Annotated in this window: 21 protein-coding genes, 1 riboswitch and 1 other annotated feature; of the genes, 10 read left to right on the top strand and 11 right to left on the bottom strand. The window is 44.0% G+C overall.

The annotated features are described in order from the left end of the window. Positions 1-21: 21 nt before the first annotated feature. Positions 22-1,341: a Na+/H+ antiporter NhaC family protein gene (locus tag V8G47_RS17605; RefSeq protein WP_336201232.1), complete on the bottom strand. Its 1,320-nt coding sequence runs from the start codon at positions 1,339-1,341 to the stop codon at positions 22-24. Between the two features lie 82 nt (positions 1,342-1,423). After that, a riboswitch (SAM riboswitch) is annotated at positions 1,424-1,528 on the bottom strand. A 260-nt stretch (positions 1,529-1,788) separates the two neighbouring features. Here V8G47_RS17605 and V8G47_RS17600 point away from each other — a divergent pair. Together V8G47_RS17600 and V8G47_RS17595 are read left to right on the top strand one after the other, a co-directional pair. Beyond that, positions 1,789-2,961 carry an MFS transporter gene (locus tag V8G47_RS17600; RefSeq protein WP_336201231.1) on the top strand — a complete coding sequence of 391 codons (1,173 nt, stop codon included), beginning with the start codon at positions 1,789-1,791 and terminating at the stop codon, positions 2,959-2,961. Positions 2,962-3,438: 477 nt separating this feature from the next. Beyond that, positions 3,439-3,711, top strand: coding sequence for a DUF2187 family protein (locus V8G47_RS17595; RefSeq protein ID WP_051758445.1), 273 nt, complete (start codon positions 3,439-3,441; stop codon positions 3,709-3,711). Between the two features lie 86 nt (positions 3,712-3,797). Here the strand turns inward: V8G47_RS17595 and V8G47_RS17590 are convergent, their stop codons facing one another. The 6 genes from V8G47_RS17590 to safA form a co-directional block, all read right to left on the bottom strand. Then, complete coding sequence (locus V8G47_RS17590; RefSeq protein ID WP_336201230.1) at positions 3,798-4,055, bottom strand: YpbS family protein; 258 nt, start codon at positions 4,053-4,055, stop codon at positions 3,798-3,800. Positions 4,056-4,136: 81 nt separating this feature from the next. After that, the gene (cls, locus tag V8G47_RS17585; protein ID WP_336201228.1) at positions 4,137-5,585 is read right to left on the bottom strand and encodes a cardiolipin synthase; all 1,449 of its coding nucleotides are present in this window, start codon (positions 5,583-5,585) and stop codon (positions 4,137-4,139) included. 115 nt (positions 5,586-5,700) lie between these two features. Continuing rightward, positions 5,701-7,134 (bottom strand): alanine/glycine:cation symporter family protein, encoded by a 1,434-nt coding sequence (locus V8G47_RS17580; RefSeq protein WP_336201227.1) that lies wholly within the window; start codon positions 7,132-7,134, stop codon positions 5,701-5,703. Positions 7,135-7,466: 332 nt separating this feature from the next. Next, the gene (locus tag V8G47_RS17575) at positions 7,467-7,634 is read right to left on the bottom strand and encodes a hypothetical protein (RefSeq protein WP_160316896.1); all 168 of its coding nucleotides are present in this window, start codon (positions 7,632-7,634) and stop codon (positions 7,467-7,469) included. Between the two features lie 211 nt (positions 7,635-7,845). Next, entirely contained in the window at positions 7,846-8,259 is a 414-nt protein-coding gene (locus V8G47_RS17570) for a CBS domain-containing protein (RefSeq protein ID WP_336201226.1), read from the bottom strand. Between the two features lie 104 nt (positions 8,260-8,363). Continuing rightward, complete coding sequence (gene safA, locus V8G47_RS17565) at positions 8,364-8,996, bottom strand: SafA/ExsA family spore coat assembly protein (protein ID WP_336201224.1); 633 nt, start codon at positions 8,994-8,996, stop codon at positions 8,364-8,366. A 165-nt stretch (positions 8,997-9,161) separates the two neighbouring features. Between safA and V8G47_RS17560 the strand changes: the two genes are divergently transcribed. From V8G47_RS17560 to V8G47_RS17550, 3 genes are all read left to right on the top strand, one after another. Then, a complete protein-coding gene (locus V8G47_RS17560) occupies positions 9,162-9,311 on the top strand; it encodes an Lmo0850 family protein (RefSeq protein WP_098351100.1) in 150 nt (49 codons plus the stop codon). Between the two features lie 85 nt (positions 9,312-9,396). Next, positions 9,397-9,681, top strand: a complete 285-nt coding sequence (locus V8G47_RS17555; protein WP_286162901.1) for a hypothetical protein — start codon at positions 9,397-9,399, stop codon at positions 9,679-9,681. A gap of 172 nt (positions 9,682-9,853) precedes the next feature. Then, entirely contained in the window at positions 9,854-10,753 is a 900-nt protein-coding gene (locus V8G47_RS17550; RefSeq protein ID WP_336201223.1) for a diacylglycerol/lipid kinase family protein, read from the top strand. Between the two features lie 45 nt (positions 10,754-10,798). Here the strand turns inward: V8G47_RS17550 and V8G47_RS17545 are convergent, their stop codons facing one another. The 3 genes from V8G47_RS17545 to V8G47_RS17535 all read right to left on the bottom strand — a co-directional run bounded on the left by V8G47_RS17545 (position 10,799) and on the right by V8G47_RS17535 (position 14,729). Further along, on the bottom strand, positions 10,799-11,380 hold the full coding sequence (locus tag V8G47_RS17545) for a YqaA family protein (RefSeq protein WP_336201222.1): 582 nt from the start codon (positions 11,378-11,380) through the stop codon (positions 10,799-10,801). Between the two features lie 180 nt (positions 11,381-11,560). After that, complete coding sequence (gene argS, locus V8G47_RS17540) at positions 11,561-13,249, bottom strand: arginine--tRNA ligase (RefSeq protein WP_336201221.1); 1,689 nt, start codon at positions 13,247-13,249, stop codon at positions 11,561-11,563. Between the two features lie 47 nt (positions 13,250-13,296). Continuing rightward, positions 13,297-13,501: a binding site (T-box leader), on the bottom strand. Between the two features lie 52 nt (positions 13,502-13,553). Continuing rightward, positions 13,554-14,729 (bottom strand): FtsW/RodA/SpoVE family cell cycle protein, encoded by a 1,176-nt coding sequence (locus tag V8G47_RS17535; RefSeq protein ID WP_336201220.1) that lies wholly within the window; start codon positions 14,727-14,729, stop codon positions 13,554-13,556. A 276-nt stretch (positions 14,730-15,005) separates the two neighbouring features. Here V8G47_RS17535 and V8G47_RS17530 point away from each other — a divergent pair, with 276 nt between their 5' ends. The 3 genes from V8G47_RS17530 to sfsA all read left to right on the top strand — a co-directional run bounded on the left by V8G47_RS17530 (position 15,006) and on the right by sfsA (position 16,832). Next, entirely contained in the window at positions 15,006-15,128 is a 123-nt protein-coding gene (locus V8G47_RS17530; RefSeq protein ID WP_336201219.1) for a hypothetical protein, read from the top strand. Positions 15,129-15,318: 190 nt separating this feature from the next. Further along, entirely contained in the window at positions 15,319-16,092 is a 774-nt protein-coding gene (locus tag V8G47_RS17525; RefSeq protein ID WP_336201218.1) for a hypothetical protein, read from the top strand. After that, on the top strand, positions 16,089-16,832 hold the full coding sequence (gene sfsA / locus V8G47_RS17520; RefSeq protein WP_336201217.1) for a DNA/RNA nuclease SfsA: 744 nt from the start codon (positions 16,089-16,091) through the stop codon (positions 16,830-16,832). Before V8G47_RS17525 ends, sfsA begins: the two co-directional genes overlap by 4 nt. Before the next feature lie 42 nt (positions 16,833-16,874). Here the strand turns inward: sfsA and V8G47_RS17515 are convergent, their stop codons facing one another. Beyond that, positions 16,875-17,363: a BsuPI-related putative proteinase inhibitor gene (locus V8G47_RS17515; protein ID WP_336201216.1), complete on the bottom strand. Its 489-nt coding sequence runs from the start codon at positions 17,361-17,363 to the stop codon at positions 16,875-16,877. 214 nt (positions 17,364-17,577) lie between these two features. Here V8G47_RS17515 and V8G47_RS17510 point away from each other — a divergent pair, with 214 nt between their 5' ends. After that, positions 17,578-18,807: an ABC transporter substrate-binding protein gene (locus V8G47_RS17510; protein ID WP_336201215.1), complete on the top strand. Its 1,230-nt coding sequence runs from the start codon at positions 17,578-17,580 to the stop codon at positions 18,805-18,807. Next, positions 18,788-19,648 (top strand): ABC transporter permease, encoded by an 861-nt coding sequence (locus V8G47_RS17505; RefSeq protein ID WP_336201214.1) that lies wholly within the window; start codon positions 18,788-18,790, stop codon positions 19,646-19,648. Before V8G47_RS17510 ends, V8G47_RS17505 begins: the two co-directional genes overlap by 20 nt. The last annotated feature ends 10 nt before the right edge of the window (positions 19,649-19,658 follow it).

The raw sequence follows: 19,658 nt of genomic DNA, 5'->3' as shown, positions 1-19,658 counted from the left end.
TTTGTCTCTTTTCAAATAAAATTAAGAAGAACGGACCGGATCTCCATCTGAAGCGGTTCTCCGGGTGAACTTCGGAAGGGCGAATTGAATCGCAACCAGTCCGCAAACGGCAATCAGGACAGGGTAGAAGGCATAAGGGATGATGCTGACAGGTGATATGCCGGCTACTTCCGCCACTAACAGTGCCTGTGCACCGTATGGGATCAACCCTTGAACGGCACAAGAGAAAATATCGAGGATACTGGCTGACTTACGGGCATCTACGCCATACTGATCGCTAAGCGTTTTGGCCAGTGGTCCTGCGATGATAATGGAAATCGTGTTATTGGCTGTGCAAAGATTCGTCGAACTGACCAAGCCTGCTGTAGCAAGCTGTGCTCCCTGAGGAGATTTAATCTTACGTGTGGCATGGTAAAGGATCGCTTGAATCCCACCATTATGACGAATGAGTTCGACGACTCCGCCTATCAGGATGGAAAGGATCACAATCTCTGCCATGCCCGTCATCCCGTCGGCAACACTGCCAAAGTAACTCGATGGGGTAAAGCTTCCATCCATAAATCCGATAACCCCTGCCAACACAATCCCGCCTATTAAAACGACAAATACGTTCAATCCTGCAAGGGCCCCAATGATGACTCCGAGGTAAGGGATGATTTTAACCCAATCGAAGCTTCCTGCGTCGACGGATGATGGAGTCCCCATGGTAAGGACAAAAAGGGTGACCATAGTGATGATGGCTGCGGGTAATACAATGAAGAAGTTCACCTTGAACTTGTCCTTCATTTCCGTTTTCTGTGTGCGTACGGCTGCAATCGTTGTATCCGAGATGAACGATAAATTATCCCCGAACATCGCTCCCCCGATGACGGTGGCCATAGCAAGAGGCATGGAAATGTCTGCTCCTGAGCTGATGCCCACTCCGATCGGGGCAAGTGCTGCGATCGTCCCCATGGATGTCCCCATTGATAGGGAAATGAAAGCGGCGATGATGAATAATCCAACAATGATTAGATTACCAGGAAGCACGGATAGGGCAAAGTTGACGGTTGAATCAACGGCCCCCATCTTTTCTGCTACACCGGAAAACGCGCCGGCTAATAGGAAGATAAAGACCATGATCATAATATCCGGGTGCCCGGCACCTTTTGCGAACCGTTCAACCTTAGAGGTTAACGATTCTTTTCGATTCATCGCCAGGGCTACAACCGCTGCAATGATGATAGATACGAGAACAGGGAATGCATAAAAATCTCCTGAAAGGATCCCCGCTCCAAGGAACAGTGAAACAAATATGATCAAGGGCAATAAAGCCAGTAAATTACCTTTTTCTTGGTTCATGCCAAACACTCCTTTGTCGTGTGATATCAAATAAAAAAACCTCTTCCAACATAAGAAGAGGTTTCATTCAAACGAAACACTCCTCTTATCTTTCAAGCATTACGCTTGCTGGATGTGGCACAGCACTCATTATAAGTCCGCTGCCGAGACATCAAAGGGCCAGTCCCTCCGTCTCTCTGGATAAGAAGATATGTTATTCAGTTCATTTAAAATATACTTCCATACTTTAATGGGTTTAATCGAAAAAGTCAAACGGTAATTTATTGGAAATAAAACGATGAACCTGGCTGCCGTTGCTGGATCAATCAAAAGCGGGGGGAGATTACCGTATCAAGGCATGCTTTATAAAACGCGAGACTTTATCCATAAAAAGGCATAAATTCATAGACAATTGAACGGTCAAGGTCTACTATAAGATAGACAAAAAACATCTTGGGGGATACGGTAGTGGAAAGAAATGTGCGAAATCAAATTTTTACGTTACAAGGGTTTTATCTATTAACCTTCTTCGGGGTTGGAAGTTTATATCCTTTACTCAGTGTATACTTAAGTGAAAGTGTGGGGTTAAATGGGTATCAGATCGGAACCATCATGTCCGTCGGCCCGATCATGATGATTTTCTTTCAGCCGATATGGGGGATGGTCAGTGACACAACCAATAAGCCAACCGTCGTGTTAGGATTAACTTCCTTAGTTGCAGGGATCTTTGCCCTTGGTTATTTATTCATGGATGTTTACTATGGATTGCTGGTAGTCGCGATTTTAGTTGCGATCTTCCAAAGCGCCATCATCCCCGTATCCGACAGCATCAGCTTGAAGTATACAAGTAAAGTCCGTTATAACTACGGAAATATTCGTCTGTTCGGCTCATTGGGATTCGGGATTGCCGTGTTCATCATGGGGAGGCTTTCAGAAGGATTCATCGGACCCACGATCATTTTCTACTCCTTCTTTATCTGTCTGGTACTTTCCGGTTTCCTATCCTTCCGCTTTCCTAAAGAGAGAGCGGCAGCTAAGCTTGATCTAAAAGCCGGGATGAAGGAATTATTCACGATGAAGAAATTTCTTATCTTTCTGGCCGTCACGTTCCTGGTGTTCGGCCCGAATTTAGCCAACAACGTTTATTTCGGATTATTCGTGGAAGATTCAGGTGGTACGTACGCCGGAATTGGTCTCGCATTTCTGATTGCCGTCCTATCAGAAGTCCCGTTTATGAGAATCGCTGGAGGGTGGATTGATAAGTTCGGTCTCTTGTCCGTAGCTGCGCTGGCAGGGGCTGCATCCATGATCCGCTGGCTTTTTTACTTCACAGAACCAAGTTTATGGCTGGTCTATTCTTCAGCAGTGATGCAGGGTCTTGCCATCGGATTATTCATTCCTGCGGGGCTCCGCTACATTAAAGAAATCACGCCGGCACATATTACAGCTACTGCCGTCACCGTCTATTCCGCCATCGGAAATGGCCTCGGGAATTGGTTCAGTACCTTCGTGGGAGGTTTCATCTATGAAACCTATTCCATTTACACGGTATACCTCTTCTTCGCAGTCCTGTCACTCCTTGGCATCTTCCTCTGCTTCGTCCTAATGAAGGAAGAAAAAAAGAATGCATTAGCTTACTAAAAAACAGGCATCCGCTACCAACGGGTGCCTGTTTTTTATATGAATTAATAAAAAGGAAGGATTTTCCTTTTGGGATGTATAAGTATATAAGAGAAATGATTTTACTTTGAAAGTGGTTATCTTAAAAGGCACTGCTAAATAAGTTTTTAAACTTCACTTTGACGATGATTGTAGCGGAAGGTGCTCGACTCCTGCGGGAAATGCAGGAAAGTTGAGACCCCACAGGGCAAAGCCCGAGGAGGCTCAACTCACGCCCCGCGGAAAGCGAGCACCTGGAGCGAAAATCAGCCAGGCATCGCTTTGGCTTTAAAAGATTTTGAAAAAATACATCAAAAGGTTTTGACTTAATGTAATTGTGGTACAAAAAGGATAAGTCATTCATTGAAATTTATATAAATACAAGTTAAAATAATATTATTAGAAAATTCTTTCAATTAAAAAGAGAACAATCACTTTAACTAAAAAGGGGACTTTAAAATGGAAAATACATTCGTTTACTCAAAAGAGAATGCAAACCTTGGGGATACGATTCAATTTAAAAGAAAGAAACATGTCATCAATGGTGTCGTCACGACCTTGAGAGAAAATACCGTCATCGTCAAAATGGATAGGGAAATTGCGAAGAAACTGGACTTACCCGATGATCAAACTGTCGTAGCACATAAAAACTATGTAGTGACAGAGCGAGCAGAAAACGATACACAGCCTGTATTTGTTTATGATGGGTGGAATAGCGCATTAAAAGCCTAAATATCAGCCTTCCAATAAAGTAACCCTGAAACGGCCTAACCATCAAAATGGTTGTAGACGAATCAGGGTTATTTATGTTGTGCAGCTTATTTTAGTCTCGCGACATATTCCTCAACCATTTCCGTTGTCACAAGCTTTCTTTGCGGAACTACCCCACGTCTTGCCAGGGCATTGATTTCATTCGTTACTTGATTAATTTGATCCGTTGTAAAAGGTTTTCCGGCAGAACAAAGCTGAACAGCTTCATCAATCGCTTTTTCTCTGCGCTCATCCAGTATCATAAATTGCTGAACAAGCTGATTTTGCATGTTGGAATGCTTGGAAATTTCTTTGTGCACACTCATGGTCTCATTCCTCTCTTTTTCCTTCGCAATAAGTCTATTATGCCTTTATCTATCCACAGATGGCAATGTCCAATCATCCTTCTATAAGATGGGGGACAACAGCCTTGATATGGATTCCTTCACTTTGATCGTCAAAGGCCTTTGATGATAGTCTTCCAATGTTAATTCCCTGCTCTTTTCAATGTCGTTTCTAAACACAACCCCCAAATTTTCAGAGAGTGGCTGATCATATAAAAAGGCATTGACCTCGAAGTTTAAACGAAAGCTTCGTACATCGATATTGGCTGTACCGACAGAAGAAATGACCTCATCGACGACAATGGTTTTGGCATGTATAAATCCATTATCATAAATATAAATCTTCGCTCCGGCTTTCAGGAGCTCCCCGATATAGGAATATGTCGCCCAATAGACAAATAGATGGTCCGGTTTATTCGGGATCATGATCCGGACATCCACCCCTGTAAGAGAAGCAATCCTCAAAGAATCGAGGAGACTGACGTCTGGAATGAAGTATGGGGTCTGGATGTAGATGGATTCCTTGGCTGATGAAATCATTTTGATATATCCGTTTTTTATCTGCTCCCATTCCGAGTCGGGGCCGCATGTGACAATCTGAACCCCTGCATCCCCCGTGAAAGAAGGCGGGGGAAAGTATCGCAGATCATAGGCGATCTTCTTCGATCGGCTGGCCTGATTCCAATCGAGGATGAACCGTGTCTGCATGGCGAGGGCAGAGCTGCCGGTGATTCTGAGGTGGGTATCCCGCCAATAACCGAACTTGGGGTTCAAGCCCAGGTATTCATCCCCGATATTAAAGCCGCCTACATAGCCAACTTTTCCATCAATGATCACAAGCTTCCTGTGATTACGATAGTTTAAGCGGAGGTTGATAAAGGGGATCTTCGAAGGGAAAAACACTTCCACCTCACCACCGGCAGAGAGGAGGTCTTTAAAGAATCCCCGCCTCGTCCGCCTGGACCCCATTTCATCGTATAGGACCCTGACCTTAACGCCTTCTTTCGCTTTTTCCGTGAGCTCATTCAAGATGCGCTTACCTAACTGGTCTTTCTTGAAAATATAATATTGTATATGAATATGATCATCTGCTGACTCGATGTCTTTTAACAGCGCTTCAAACTTATCTTCTCCGTGTGTATAAAAGGTGACCTTATTATCCTGGGTCAGTAGAGCCTCATTATTGATCAGATGCATATAAATAAGATCCTGATAACGAAAGGCGATTTCATTTTTAAAAGGAAAACGATGTTCCTTCAATGATTGAATCTGATTGTGAATCAAGCCTTCGATTCCGATCTTCTTCATATCCTCCCAGTCAAATAACCTTTTCCTGCTCAAGTTTTGCCCGAATATCAAATAGAGGATGAACCCCAGAAATGGAATGAAGAACAACACCATCAGCCAGGCCCAGGTCGCTCCCGCATCTTTCCGCTCTAAGAATATGATAACAGCGGCGAGGATCAGGTTAAGAAAAAATAATACCCCCAGTAGAGCAGATAGGATACTCATCATGTTATGGCTCCTTTGACTAACTTTCTATCAATAGTATACCTGAGAATGGTATAGAAAAAAATGACAAGAAAAAAGAGCAGGGACCTGCTCCTGCTCTTTAGTGTAAGGATAATTATTCATTTACTGCTTTTTTAGGCATGTCACTTTGGCGCTTTGGCCAGCATTCGACATTCTTTAAACCAGGAATGTCATCGGCATAGAACACAGGGTCCAATCCTTGACGACGCTGCGTCATATAGTTGTCCAAAGCTTTAAAGGCAATCGGTGCCAGGATACCGATGGCAGCCAAGTTCGTAAGGGCCATCAAGGCCATTGAAAAGTCAGCCAGGCTCCAGACGATATCAAGACTTGCGACAGACCCGAAGATCACCATGCCCAGTGCAATGAAGCGGTAGATCAGAAGGCCGGTCTTGCTTTTATTAATGAATGGGAGATTGGCTTCACCATAATAATAACTCCCAATGATGGAACTGAAGGCAAAGGTAAAGATGGCAATCGCCAGAAAGATTCCTGCCCATGAATTAAAATGTTCAGACATGGCTGCTTGAGATAGTTCGATTCCCGTCAAACCGGAACCGTAGGCGTCGGACGTTAATATGATAAACGCCGTCGCGGAACAGACGAGAATCGTATCAAAGAATACCCCCAATGCCTGGATGAACCCCTGCTTGACAGGGTGGGAAACCGATGCCGTAGCCGCCGCATTCGGTGCACTACCCATTCCGGCTTCATTGGAGAACAGCCCACGCTTTACGCCATTCATAATCGCAGCTCCAATACCCCCACCGACGACTTGTTCAAAGCCGAAGGCACTCTTGAAAATCATGGCGATGACGCCGGGCATTTCAGTAATATTCGTAATGACTACAAATAGAGCGAGTACAATATAAAAGCCTGCCATGATCGGTACTATGAAAGATGAAAAGTTGGCTATGCGTTTAACACCGCCAAAGATGATGAGTGCAGTCAATCCGGCCAGTACAATTCCAATGACAAACGTATTGATGCCAAATGAATTACTGAAGGCCGTTGCGATGGTATTACTTTGGACAGCATTAAAAGTTGTCCCAAAGGATAGGATGATGGTAACCGCAAAGATCGAACTCATCCAGGGCTTGCCCAGTTGTTTCTTCATATAGTAGCCGGGGCCGCCCTTGAATCCTACCTTATCCTTTTCTTTATAAATCTGTGCCAATGTGCTTTCGACAAAGGCGCTGGCTCCTCCCAGAATGGCAACGAGCCACATCCAGAAGACCGCTCCAGGTCCCCCAATTGCTAAGGCAATGGCTACTCCTGCTAAATTACCTGTACCAATTCGGGTACCTGCTCCAATAAAGAATGCCTGTAAGGAAGAAATCTGCTTTTCCCCTTCTGCTTCGACGACATCTTTATCCCCTAATAATCGAAACATTTCACCTATGTGGCGAATTTGAACAAATTTAGATCCGATTGTGAAGTATAATCCTAAAATGAGCAGTACACCGATTAAAATATACCCCCATAATATGGAGTTTGCTTCCGTAACTAAATTGTTTAAAATATCCATGATAACCCCCTCGAAAATTTGTGTCGGTTACATGTATTATTATCTGAAAATTTAAAATGAAAGTCAAGTTATTATCTGAATATTTAAATTTTACCAGATTTTATTTAGAGAGTCGAACTATTTTATCATAGTAATAAAGGGTTTCGGGATGGGGGTGAGACTAAAGTAGTAGATTGAATTATTATCTTGGAATAACTTACTTGTGTTAATTTGAATAATGTTTTTTATGTGGTGTGTATAGCTCGGAACACAAAAAAAGCCATAGTCATCCATGGCAACGGTTAAGTGTTCAAGCTATTAAAATAGGATAAATAATGGCAGTGGTCATTTGATTAATAAAAATCCCAAAATCCTAAAACAAACAATAAAATCCCCGTGATCATTGAAATACCAAATAACATAAATAAGAAATCAAGAATGCTGTCGGCGAAGACTCTTTTGCGGTTCTCACGTTTAAAATGACGAACTTCCTTACGGTACGATCGTGCAGCACGACTCATACAAAACCTCCCCCTCCATAAACACCTTTTGCATTAATCACATATTCGTCACAAATAAAGAAAATCCTCCCTTAACATGAAAAAAATGATGATATACCCATCTCTTCGTCACAATAAGTCGATTAATACCTCTTTACATGCCGAATAAGGGGCTCTGGAGCCCCTTATTCAGTGAAAGAAAGCTTTTGAAGTTTATGCCTTTAAGCCTTTATTAACGAAGGTGATTCTCAGAGATTCCGCTTAGGGCGCTTCCGGCACTTTGATCGGATTTCTGCTGTACTGCCAAATCCCCTAAAGCCAGCATCCCGACCAGCTGACCGTTTTCCACAACTGGTAAACGGCGCACCTGATGCTGGGACATCAAAGCCGATGCTTCTTCTACGGATGCATCCGGAGAAATTGTCACAACTTGCTGTGACATAACCTGTGAGACATTTCCCTGTGCACCTTGAGACAGTCCACGAGTCGCAATATCACGGTCAGTAATCATACCGACAACCTGTCCATTTTCAACGACAGGAACGGAACCAACGTTTTTGGAACTCATCTTGGAAGCGACGCTCTCAAGTGAATCCTGGTTAGAAGCTGCTTCCACATTAGTCGACATAATATCACGTACTTGCATGAAACATTCCCCCTTGATCATAATGGCAGTACACACTTATTATCCGACATATCCCTCTCCATTATTCTGAACATGTATTTCCAATTTGGAGGGACGGACCTTCATCATTCCACTGTTGATTTCGCTATAAACAGCTGGGTCCAGTACGACCCGTAAGTCCCACCCTTGGCATATCCGACGCCAACATGTGTATAGGACTTGTTGAGAATATTTTTACGGTGAACCGGACTGTCCATCCAGTCCCTGACAACTTTTTCAGGACTCATTTGCCCGGCGGCAATATTTTCACAGGCTTCGCTATATGCGATGTGGAAACGTTTCATCATCTCTTCGGGAGTTCCGTAGGTCGGGCTTCTATGGGAGAAGTACCCGGCATCCCTCATATCCCGGGACTTATACAAGGCGACCCCAGAGAGATTTCTGTCAGCCTGAAGAGGAGGGAGGCCGTTTTTTTTCCGTTCCATATTTGTTAATTCAGTGACCCGGTTTTCGAATGAACTTTGAGATGTGGTGCTGGGGATCTTGATGTTCTGACCCGGATAAATGATATTTGGATTCGTCACCTGGGGGTTCGCACGGATCATTTCAGACAATCCGATCTGAAACGCCCTGGAAATGGTCCAAAGTGTATCTCCTTTTTTCACAATATACGTGCTTTCGGCGATTGTTTTATGTAGACCAAATAGACTAAAGAGAAGGGACGTTGTGATAAAGGTACATATTAGTTTAGTTTTCATGAATATAAATTGTGTAATTCGAAACGAATTATTCTTCTGAAATGTGTAAAAGTAGGATTATCGTTTCATTTTTAGGGAAAAGGAAAACCATATAACAATTAGTGAAACCTTTTACGGAGTAAAACGTACAAATAGGTAACGATATTTTAAAAAGAGGTGAATAACGTGGTAAAGGAGAACGATCGCTTTAAAAAAGTGATAACGAAATTGTCGAACGTCGGTGTGAATATTTCAAAAACGAAATCAAGACGGGAAATTCTTCATTCACTAAAGCAGTATCAACCATTACCTAAGACGTTAACACAAGATTCATAATCCACGCTTATCCGAAATATTGGACAGACATATTTCCCGATTCTTCCCGATATACTATAGCTAAAGGTAAAGGGGAGGGTTAGGCATGGAGAGAATGATGTTTGATCCACAGGCATTAAAGGAAATCAGAAAGAAGGCAGATGAGATTTCATACTACTGTATGAGCAGGGAGCAGCCTTCAGATCCACATCGTGTAAGCATGGCATTGGATCAGGTTTGTCGTGCACTGGCTATGTTTGCGGAAATGGAGCTTCATCGCATGCAGCATCAGCATATTCCCTATGACCCCCAAAGCTATATCAAAGGGCGTCTCGGAATTGCCTATCGATCTGTACTCCAAGTCCCCCAGGAAGATTCGAATACGGCATAGTAAAAGAGGTTGACCCAAGATTCACTGGCTTCCAAGCCAGTAAGTACGCATGATAGTATGAAACATTTTCAAATCATATGGCCTGGTCCGATAAGGATGATAACCACTCATCGTTTTGGGTCAGCCTCTTTTTATGTACCATACTAAATCTATAGGTTAGGTGACGATATTCATGGCGAGATTTTCGGAAATATTGCTTATATGCAATGGCAAGGCAGGTCAAGGGACACTCGAGATCCTGTTAAAGGATGCCGTACCCCCTTTATTGGATATTTGCAACGAACTGATCATTCATAAAACAAAAGAAAAGGGAGATGCCGAAAGGGTCTGCAGGGAATCAGGGAGTCGCTATGAGCTGGTGGTCACCATGGGCGGGGATGGTACGATCCATGAAGCCATCAATGGGCTGTCTGCCCTCGAGAATCGTCCGCTTGTTGCCATTCTCCCTGGTGGAACATGCAACGATTTTGCCCGCTCCCTGCGAATTCCAATGAATATTGGACAAGCTGTCCGTCTTATAACCGAAGAGCCTTTTGAACAGGAAATCGACATTGTGAAAGCAGGGGAGAGGTATTTCAGTAATTTCTGGGGCACGGGATTGGTTGCTCAGACGAGCGATAATATTGATGTCGGATCAAAGAGCGTCCTCGGGAAACTGAGCTATTATATCAGTGCTTTCCAATCGATTCAGGATTCACCTATCTTGAATGTGAAGGTCACGACGGAAAATGAAGTAGTGGAAGAAGAGGTCGTCATGCTGTTGGTCGCAAACGGCCGTTCGATCGGATCTAACCCACTGCCTACATGTATCAATATGGACGATGGATTGATGGACATATATGTAGTGAAGAAAAGTGGATTTCCATTGCTGAAGGAATTTCTCGTCATTAAAAGTACAGGAAATATCAGCGAAGAATATGACGATATCATGCACATTCAAGCAAAAGAAGCCCATATTGAACTCGGGCAAAATGAGAAGCTTGATATGGATGGGGAACTCTATGAGGGCAGCAGGCAGTCCCTACGCGTGTTACATAAGCATCTGCGCTTTGTCGTGGGAGCTTCCGAATAAAAAAGGAGCATGGGATCATCCCATGCTCCTTTTTAGATCAGCTGATCAAGGAGTTTGTTTTTTCTTTCTGATGAACAAGTAGACGAGATAGACAAGAATCAGTACACCGCCTGCTGCAAGTGTCAGTAAAGTGAAGTTCTCTTCGATAAAAGGTTTTGCTTTTGCTCCCAGTGTCAGAATGATCGCTCCTTCCAGGAAAAAGCGGATTCCTCTGCCGATGATCGACCAGATCACTAACACCCGGATCTTCACACCGGAAACCCCTGCGAATATCGTGAAAATCTTATAAGGGACCGGTGTCAGACCTGCAATCAGTAATGCCATTGGGCCGAACTTTGTGAAGTACTCTTCTACTTTTTGAATTCTTGCTTCAGAGAATAGACGAACAAGAATCGGGCGACCCAGCTTTTTTCCGATCCACCATCCAAAAAGGGCCCCGATGACGGAAGCGATCGTCGTATAAAGCGCGTAAAGCAGGGCACTCCCAGGATTAGCAATCGCCAATGGAATCAGTAATACATCAGGTGGGATGGGGAAGAAAGATGAATCTGCGAAAGAGACGATGATCAGTCCCCATACACCGTAATCCAATAACCATGCTTCGAACGTGTGAAGTAGTTCAGACATAAGTAATCTCCTTTATGAATAAAGCGTTAGTTTCGAATTTAATAGAACATAAGAAAGTATATCACTTTTCATAAAGGGAGTCATGAAATATCCTATTCATCCTGACTTAAAGAACTGAGTCAGACACATTTTCGAAATAAATCTATTTCTCGGGAAATAGTGACAGTATTCTTTCGGATTCTACATTTCCGTAGGAGATTTCATCCCCAATAATCGCAATCCTTCGGCAAGGACAATCCCCACTGCATGAACCAAGGCAAGACGGGAAACTTGCTGGTTGTCATCTGAAATGATTTTGGTTTTAGCATAATAACGGTTGAAGCTTTGTGAGGTGACGATTAAATATTTGGCAATGACAGAGGGCGCATAATGCTGCCATGATTTTTCGATCGTTTCCGGAAATAATCGCAGCTGCTTTATCACGTCCCAGCTTTCGGCATCTTCAAGGCCTTCAAATGTCAGTGGCTCGATCTGACCAGCTTTTCTGAGAAGGGACTGGGCTCTCGCATACGTGTATTGAATATAAGGACCGGTTTCACCTTCGAACGTGAGCATATGTTCCAGGGAGAATTCAATATCATTGAGACGATCATTTTTCAGGTCATGAAAAATGATTGCCCCGACCCCGACATCTCTTGCAACTCTGTAAGCATCCTTTAAGTCAGGGTTTTTCTCCTTAATGTTGTCCTCTGCCATTTTGATTGCTTCGTGAAGCACTTCTTCAAGGAGGATGACCCTTCCTTTTCTTGTAGACATCTTCTTTCCACCCTTTAAATACAAACCGAATGGAATATGCTTCATTTCATCCGCCCATTTGTACCCGAGCTTTTTCAACACGTTCATCACTTGCTTGAAATGGATGGTTTGCTCCTGACCTACAATGTACAGGGCTTCATCAAAGGCATATTGACGCTGACGATAAAGGGCAGCAGCCAGGTCCCGTGTGGCATAAAGGGTTGCTCCATCAGATTTCTTGATCAGGCAGGGAGGCAGATTCCCATCATCCATCCGAACGACTTGAGCCCCTTGGGATTCCTCAAGAAGATGGTGTTTCTGAAGCAATGTCACGACTTCTTCCATCTTGTCATTGAAGAATGCTTCACCGTTATAAGAATCGAACTCCACTCCAAGTAAAGAGTAGATCGTCTTAAATGCTTGGAGTGATTCATCCTTAAACCATTTCCAAAGCTCGGTAATCTCTTCATCCCCGTCTTCGAGGAGCTTAAAGGCTTTTCTTCCTTCTTGCTCAAGGGAGGCATCGAGTTCTGCTTCTTCATGAAACTTTTTATAAAGAATGAACAATTCGGCAATGGGATTCTCTTTAACCTTTTCAGGATCTCCCCATTTTTTGAAAGCGACGATCAGTTTGCCGAACTGTGTTCCCCAGTCTCCGATGTAATTGATTTTTTCGGTGCGATAGCCGCATTTTTCCGCAATGGTGGCAATGGCATTCCCGATGACCGTTGAACGGAGGTGTCCCATGGAAAACGGTTTGGCGATGTTGGGGGAGGACATGTCTAATACGACGGTTCTGTTTTCTCCAAAGGTGTGGGTTCCATATTCCTTTCCTTTCGCCAAAATCCCCGACACGATTTCTTTTCCTGCTTTACCCCCGTCAAAGTGGATATTGATATAAGGTCCAACCGCCTCCACCTTGTTGAAAAGGGGAGAGGTAATCGCAGCGGCCATTTCCCTGGCGATCTGTGGAGGAGCTTTTTTCATAGTTTTGGCCAGCTGGAAGCAAGGGAAGGCTAAGTCCCCTAAATGACTATGCTTCGGAGTTTCAATCAAATCGTATAGATCCTTCTCGCTCCAGTCCTGCAGGAGCTGAGTCTTTAATTCTTGAGCAAGTATTGATTTCAAGTCCATCTTGTTACACCTCCCATTAGTATAAAACACAAAAAAACCCGTCTCTATACAGAGACGAGTTTAGCTCGCGGTACCACTCTTATTCCCGATTAAGGACACTCATTGTATAACGGGAGATCCCGGTCCTTCCCTACTGATTTCAAGAAGAACTTCTCAGAAGTGCGGTTCATCCAGGGCTTCATACCGGGCTCCCACCGCCCCCGGCTCGCTTATGATCCACGTCGGGATTACTCTCTTCTTCACAGAATATTCCATATCTAATTACTATTATTTTACACATTCCTGGGATGAATGCAACCGGTAATTAAGAATCTTCTGAAGAAAACATATACGTCTTATGATGAAACCTCATACTGAACACAAGGCCGAGGGCCAGCATATTCCCCATGAGGGAGCTCCCTCCATAACTGATGAACGGAAGGGGGATACCAGTGATCGGCAGTAACTGGATCGTCATTCCGATGTTCTGGAACACATGGAACGTGATCATACTGATGATCCCTGCACACACATACGCGTTGAAAGGCTCTTTCGTATCAAGCGCCGTCTTGGTTAGATGGTAGATCAGCAGAAAGTATAAACTGATGACGACACTTGCGCCGATAAATCCGTACTCTTCACCGATGACACTGAAGATAAAGTCTGTATGATTTTCCGGGATATACACTTCCCGGTCACTGTAGCCTTTCCCGAAAATCTGTCCAGAACCAATGGCATTAAGGGAGTTGATCAAGTGAAATCCTTCTAATTTCGCGTAATTGTATGGATCGAGCCAGGCATAGATCCGTCCGAATTGGTAAGGTTTCACGTTTAAATATTTCTCCAATAATTGTGGTGCCCATATGACCAGTGAAAGGATGCCCGCACCTAAGACTCCGATCGAAGCGTAGATAGGCACAATCAGCTTCCACGTAATACCTGAAACGAGGATGATACCCGTCATGATGGCTAGTATGACCAGTGATGTCCCTAAATCCGGCTGCTGCATGATGAAAGCAAGGGGGAGAAGGGTGGTCAAGCCGATTTTAATCAATAATTGAAAGTCTGTCTGCACTGTTTTACTTGGATTAAGTTCATGATGATTGGTAATGACACGTGCCAAAGCAAGGATTAAGAATGTCTTCATGAACTCTGAAGGCTGTATCGATCCAAGCGGTCCCAGCATGAACCAGCTTTTGGCCCCATTCCGGTGAGGTGCAATGCTTTCCGGAGAAATCAATAATAAAACGAGCAAGAAGATTCCTGCGCCGTATATGTACCAGGCAAGCCGTTTATACTGATCTGAGTCGAGAAATAACGCAGCGCCGATAATGATACCGCCCACTCCGTACCAAAAAGCCTGTCTAATCACAAAGTTTGTCCCATATTGCCCTGAGGTCTGGGCGCTGCTGATTCCCATTGCACTTACAATAAAGAACAGCATCAATAAAAAGAGAAGACCCCAATCGATCTTATCAGCAAATCGCTGGCGAGTTTCCATAATCTATTCACCTGAATTTCTAAAGATTTCACATTCCTAGTCTAATAGAAATGAAAGGAAATTTCTACTCATGACCCGAGAAATTCGAGAACTTCTGTCGAGATATGACAGGTATTTGAAACAGGTGAACAATTGAACACATTGGGAGGAATGTTGATAACAGAAGGAATCAGTAGAAAAATAGGAAGAATATATTCCATTTATTACATATTTATAGTGGGTATTTGTTATTGAAATAGATTATATTCATCAATAAGTGGTTGGGAGGTAATATCTATGAAAAGTGGTGGAGTGGATATTCTGAAAATGACACTATTAAAGTTGATTGGAGTGAGAGGCTCACCGCCAGCCCCGCGGAAAGCGAGCACCTGGAACGGAAATCAACCGACGCAATTCTAAATTACAGCAACAAAGTAGGAAATAGAAGTAAAACTTCCACTCATACCACTCAAATATGACTATTTTCGACAATTCCCTGCGACTTTTGTCATCATTTTGAAATGAAATAGAAAAGAACAAGTATGTTCTATATTTGATAAAATAGAAAATATGAACTATGCACCGTGTTAATCAGATGGAGGGAATGTTCTTGAAGGCAAATAACCAAGTTAAAGATATCATCTATGTTCACAAGAATCCGGATCGCCACTATGTCGTTTCTTACGGAATCCATTTCAACGAGTTTGCAATGAATGCCCGTAAACCCTTAAAGAACTTACTTCTCATCAAGCATCAGTACGAGCATGGTGCTTTCAATATACATACCCATATGGAATATGTAGAACAGGACGAAATGAAGAAGATCATCGATGACGGGGTTCAGAGCTATGGAGACTTCTGCTGGATCGATTTTGAAGAAGAGGTCGGAGTCGATGAATTGAACGGACAGGAAATTGCAGAACTCCTTTATATGGGTCATATCAAACAGCCGTTAAACCCTCCATTTTATTCCAAACTGAATAACCGCTACGCCTATCTCTCCCATGATGACGGCTGGTTCAATAAGGTTTATTACCGGGACTTTGAGGACTTCTATCATATGCTGGGGGCGACCCTTTCATCAAAGCTCAGTACGGTGAAGAGTGGGAAGGGCCTCTTCGGTATGAAGAAGGAGAAACCCTACCCAGTGATCGGAAAGGAAGTCATTCATTCCTTCCAGGATAAGTTAAAAGAAGGAATGGTCATCTCCCTTGAAAAAGCAGTATTAACGAGAGGGAAGATCGAGATTCCCATATGGGTGATCGGTGATTATTATGACATGGATGAAATGACAGAGGATTATAAGCAGATTCGCAAATTACCGGCGAACGGGTTACTATCATATGACCGTAAAACCAAAAGCTGGAGCGCCTTACTCAAATGAGGGACCGTGACGTTTTTGCAGATATTTCATTCCATGACACTTTGGTTCAAGCCGTCTTTCTTGAACGGCTCAATCGGTTTGTGCTGGAGTGCGAACTCCCATCAGGTTCAAAAGAAAAAGTCCACTTACCTGATCCGGGCAGGCTGAAGGACTTGCTGGTACCTGGAGGGTCGATCTGGCTCCAGGAATCCAAAGATCCAAAAAGGAAAACAAGGTGGTCAGCGGTCATGACCCATGATCCCGTAAACGATATGTATGTTTCCTTGAATACTCAATATCCAAACCGCTTGGTACTGGAAGCCCTGCAGTTGGAAGTGCTAGAGGAGCTGAAGGGTTGGCGCCTGGAAAAAGCTGAATATAAGGTGGGAGGTTCACGTTTTGACTTCCTCCTCAAACATAAACAAAATGATGAAAAATTACTACTCGAAGTCAAAAGTGTCACGATGGTCGAGGGCGGAATAGGTGAATTTCCCGATGCCGTCACAGCAAGGGGAGCGAGGCATGTAGAGGAACTGACCCACTTGCAGATGAAGGGAAGCTATCAAACAGCGGTCTTATTCATTGCCCAGCGCACAGATCTCCGGGGAATCACTTCCGCTCCTGAAATCGATCCCCATTTTGCCGGGGTCATGGAAGAAGCCGCAAGGTACGGGGTCAGGTTCTTCGGAAGAAAATGCATCGTGACACCTGAACGCATCTCCCTCAGTGGGTCTATCCCCGTTTACACAGAAAAGGATTAATCTCGGGCGGGGCACGCCCGAGATTAATCCTTTTGTGTGTCCCTATTCAACCACAACCTCAGCCGTCGCTTTATAGTTCTGTTCCCCCTTGGCGGTCATCCAGACGGTCAATGTATAAGAACCGCTTTCAACCTTCGGAAGGACAATTTCACGGGAAAATTCTTCCCCTTGCTTCACAGTGATTTCCTGTAACGCCTGGGTATACATTTTATTCTTTGAATCTTTATAAACGATCACGCCTTTTTCGTTGCGAAGTTCATAGTCGATTGTCTGGCCGGATGAGAACGAAAATGTTTTCTCCTGCTCTGTTTGGTTTTTCACACTATATATATATACACTTTGACCATCTGCCTCTTTCTTGGTTAATGAAGGTACCATTTCTCCTGCAACAATTCCTTTCTGTACAGAAATATCTTCACCCGCTCCCTGTTCGGTCTCTTTTTTTACCGGCTGGCTGTCGTTTTCATCAGCTGTTCCACAGCCGGCCATTCCCGTTAGTAGAATGATTATGATCATCATGAATCGCTTCACGCTAGAGTCACCTCCTTACTGTATTAGACAGAGTTTGATCAAAAAGGTTACAAGCCTTCGGAGAAGATGAGCACGGAAGGCATGGGGGATGTGCTTTTCCGGTTTCTTTCACCCACTATTCGGGCATTCATTTACATATGTAAGGCAGATTACTTTTTTATATTATACGGTTTAGTACTATATAATTATAGAAAAGCGCAGAGGAGCAGGATGGATGAGAATATGGTTAGCTATTGTAAGCGTATTATCCTTACTATTAGTATCGGCTTGCGGTTCGACAAATGCAAACAATAGCGGGGAAATTCCTGATGAAGAGTGGGGAACGATCACGTCGAAAGCAGAAGGGACCACAGTGAATATGTTCATGTGGGGAGGGGATGACGGGATCAATCGATATATCGATGAGGTCATGGCCCCCATGTTAAAAGAAAAGAACAATATCGAATTGAACAGGGTACCTTTAGACACACCTGAAATCCTGCAGAAGCTGCAAACCGAGAAGCGGGCAGGAAAAGAAAAGGGAACGATCGACATCGTCTGGGTCAACGGTGAAAATTTTAAAAATGCGAAAGAACAAGATCTGTTGGCAGGTTCCTTTACTGACAAATTGCCTAACTACAACAACTATTATGATACGGACAGTGACGCGTTTCAATATGACTTCGGAACGGAAACAGAAGGATTCGAAGCCCCTTGGGGAAAAGTTCAATTCGTTTTTTTCTATAATAGTGAAAAAGTGAAAAACCCGCCGGCTACCTTTGAAGAGTTGAAAATATTCATGAAAGAGAATCCCGGGAAATTTACATACCCAAGCCCAAGTGACTTCACTGGGAATGCATTTCTAAGACATCTCCTCTATGCCAAAACGGATTCGAATCTGGCCCGGGACGGGTTTGATGAGGAAAAGTCGGAAGGAATTGGAGCGGAAGTATGGGACGAATTAAACACCATGAAGCCTTATCTGTGGCGAAAAGGGGAGACGTATCCATCCACCTTGACGGATCTTGATAAGCTGTACAGTCAGGAAGAGGTATGGATGACGATGGGATATAACGAGGCAAGGGCGGAACATTTGATCAAGGATGGCGTGTTTCCGGCAAGCACGAAGTCGTTCATATTGAGTGACATCGGATCCATCGGGAACACTCATTTCCTGGCCATTCCTTTCAATAGTCCCAATAAAGAGGGTGCCCTGGTGGCCATAAATGAGTTTATGTCCCCGGAAGCGCAGTATGAGAAGCTCAACCCGGATTATTGGGGGGAGAGTTCGCCCATTTCCTATGACAAGCTTGATGAGGAGTGGAGGAAGAAATTCATGGAGATCGATCGCGGTGAAAGTGTATTGGAGGCCTCAAAGCTTGAAGAAAACTTTAAGGGTGAGCTTGATGCTGCCTATGTTGAATGGTTGAAGGAGAACTGGATACGTGAAGTGGCCAGCCAATAACGTACTTCTCCTCCTGCCGGGCCTCCTCTTTTTCCTCCTGATCCCGGGACTCGGGATCGTTCTTGCGATGATGGAAAGTGTAAGGGGCGGGGGAGTCTTTACATTCGAACATTACCGGGAATTGTTTGAGAAAGATCGTTTTATCACATCTGTCCTGTTCAGTCTGACAGTGACAACGGTCTCAACGATCCTGTCCCTTTTCATTGGATTGGGTATCGTCAAGACCTTCTCTCCATTGTTAAAGGAAACCAGGAATAAACTGCTGGTGTGGATCCCGATGCTCGTCCCCCATTTTGTATGGGCGTATCTGGTTTACTTACTCTTTAATCAGAGCGGGTTTACTTCAAGTATTGCCGGGGTGATGGGTTGGATTGACGATCGCAGTCAATTTCCCATATTGGTACAGGACCGGAGTGGGATCGGGATCATATTGACTTATGTGTGGAAAGAAGTTCCCTTTGTGACCCTGATGCTGTTGCCCGTGTATGCCACCCTCTCCAAAGGGTATAAAGAGGTCGCTTCGTTATTGGGAGCGGGTTTCTATCAAACGTTCAGAGTGGCAGAATGGCCCTTTATCTATCCTGTCCTCATTGAAACAGGGGCGATTCTTTTTGCCTTTATCTTTACCGCCTTTGAAGTTCCACGCTTGTTGGGGGTAACGTCTCCACAAATGCTCGCGATCCTTGCATACGACTGGTTTTATAGCGGTAACTGGAGTGACCGTCCATTAGCGTTTGCCTCCCTTGTCATGACAGGACTCGGCATCGGTTTCCTCATGTGGCTCGTTCTTTACTTCACGAACAAGAAACGGATGCACATTACTAAAGGGATTGGGAATTAGGGGTGTCATG

This window comes from Rossellomorea sp. LJF3 (assembly GCF_037046045.1).
Classification (GTDB): domain Bacteria; phylum Bacillota; class Bacilli; order Bacillales; family Bacillaceae_B; genus Rossellomorea.
This window is presented reverse-complemented; position numbering and strand designations above follow the sequence as displayed.

What these genes read in the sequence shown, in the direction of transcription:
- V8G47_RS17605 (WP_336201232.1), bottom strand. Translation starts at nt 1,341, where the DNA reads ATGAACCAAGAAAAAGGTAATTTACTGGCTTTATTGCCCTTGATCATA.
- V8G47_RS17595 (WP_051758445.1), top strand. Translation starts at nt 3,439, where the DNA reads ATGGAAAATACATTCGTTTACTCAAAAGAGAATGCAAACCTTGGGGAT.
- V8G47_RS17590 (WP_336201230.1), bottom strand. Translation starts at nt 4,055, where the DNA reads ATGAGTGTGCACAAAGAAATTTCCAAGCATTCCAACATGCAAAATCAG.
- cls (WP_336201228.1), bottom strand. Translation starts at nt 5,585, where the DNA reads ATGAGTATCCTATCTGCTCTACTGGGGGTATTATTTTTTCTTAACCTG.
- V8G47_RS17580 (WP_336201227.1), bottom strand. Translation starts at nt 7,134, where the DNA reads ATGGATATTTTAAACAATTTAGTTACGGAAGCAAACTCCATATTATGG.
- V8G47_RS17575 (WP_160316896.1), bottom strand. Translation starts at nt 7,634, where the DNA reads ATGAGTCGTGCTGCACGATCGTACCGTAAGGAAGTTCGTCATTTTAAA.
- V8G47_RS17570 (WP_336201226.1), bottom strand. Translation starts at nt 8,259, where the DNA reads ATGCAAGTACGTGATATTATGTCGACTAATGTGGAAGCAGCTTCTAAC.
- safA (WP_336201224.1), bottom strand. Translation starts at nt 8,996, where the DNA reads ATGAAAACTAAACTAATATGTACCTTTATCACAACGTCCCTTCTCTTT.
- V8G47_RS17555 (WP_286162901.1), top strand. Translation starts at nt 9,397, where the DNA reads ATGGAGAGAATGATGTTTGATCCACAGGCATTAAAGGAAATCAGAAAG.
- V8G47_RS17550 (WP_336201223.1), top strand. Translation starts at nt 9,854, where the DNA reads ATGGCGAGATTTTCGGAAATATTGCTTATATGCAATGGCAAGGCAGGT.
- V8G47_RS17545 (WP_336201222.1), bottom strand. Translation starts at nt 11,380, where the DNA reads ATGTCTGAACTACTTCACACGTTCGAAGCATGGTTATTGGATTACGGT.
- argS (WP_336201221.1), bottom strand. Translation starts at nt 13,249, where the DNA reads ATGGACTTGAAATCAATACTTGCTCAAGAATTAAAGACTCAGCTCCTG.
- V8G47_RS17535 (WP_336201220.1), bottom strand. Translation starts at nt 14,729, where the DNA reads ATGGAAACTCGCCAGCGATTTGCTGATAAGATCGATTGGGGTCTTCTC.
- V8G47_RS17530 (WP_336201219.1), top strand. Translation starts at nt 15,006, where the DNA reads ATGAAAAGTGGTGGAGTGGATATTCTGAAAATGACACTATTAAAGTTG.
- sfsA (WP_336201217.1), top strand. Translation starts at nt 16,089, where the DNA reads ATGAGGGACCGTGACGTTTTTGCAGATATTTCATTCCATGACACTTTG.
- V8G47_RS17510 (WP_336201215.1), top strand. Translation starts at nt 17,578, where the DNA reads ATGAGAATATGGTTAGCTATTGTAAGCGTATTATCCTTACTATTAGTA.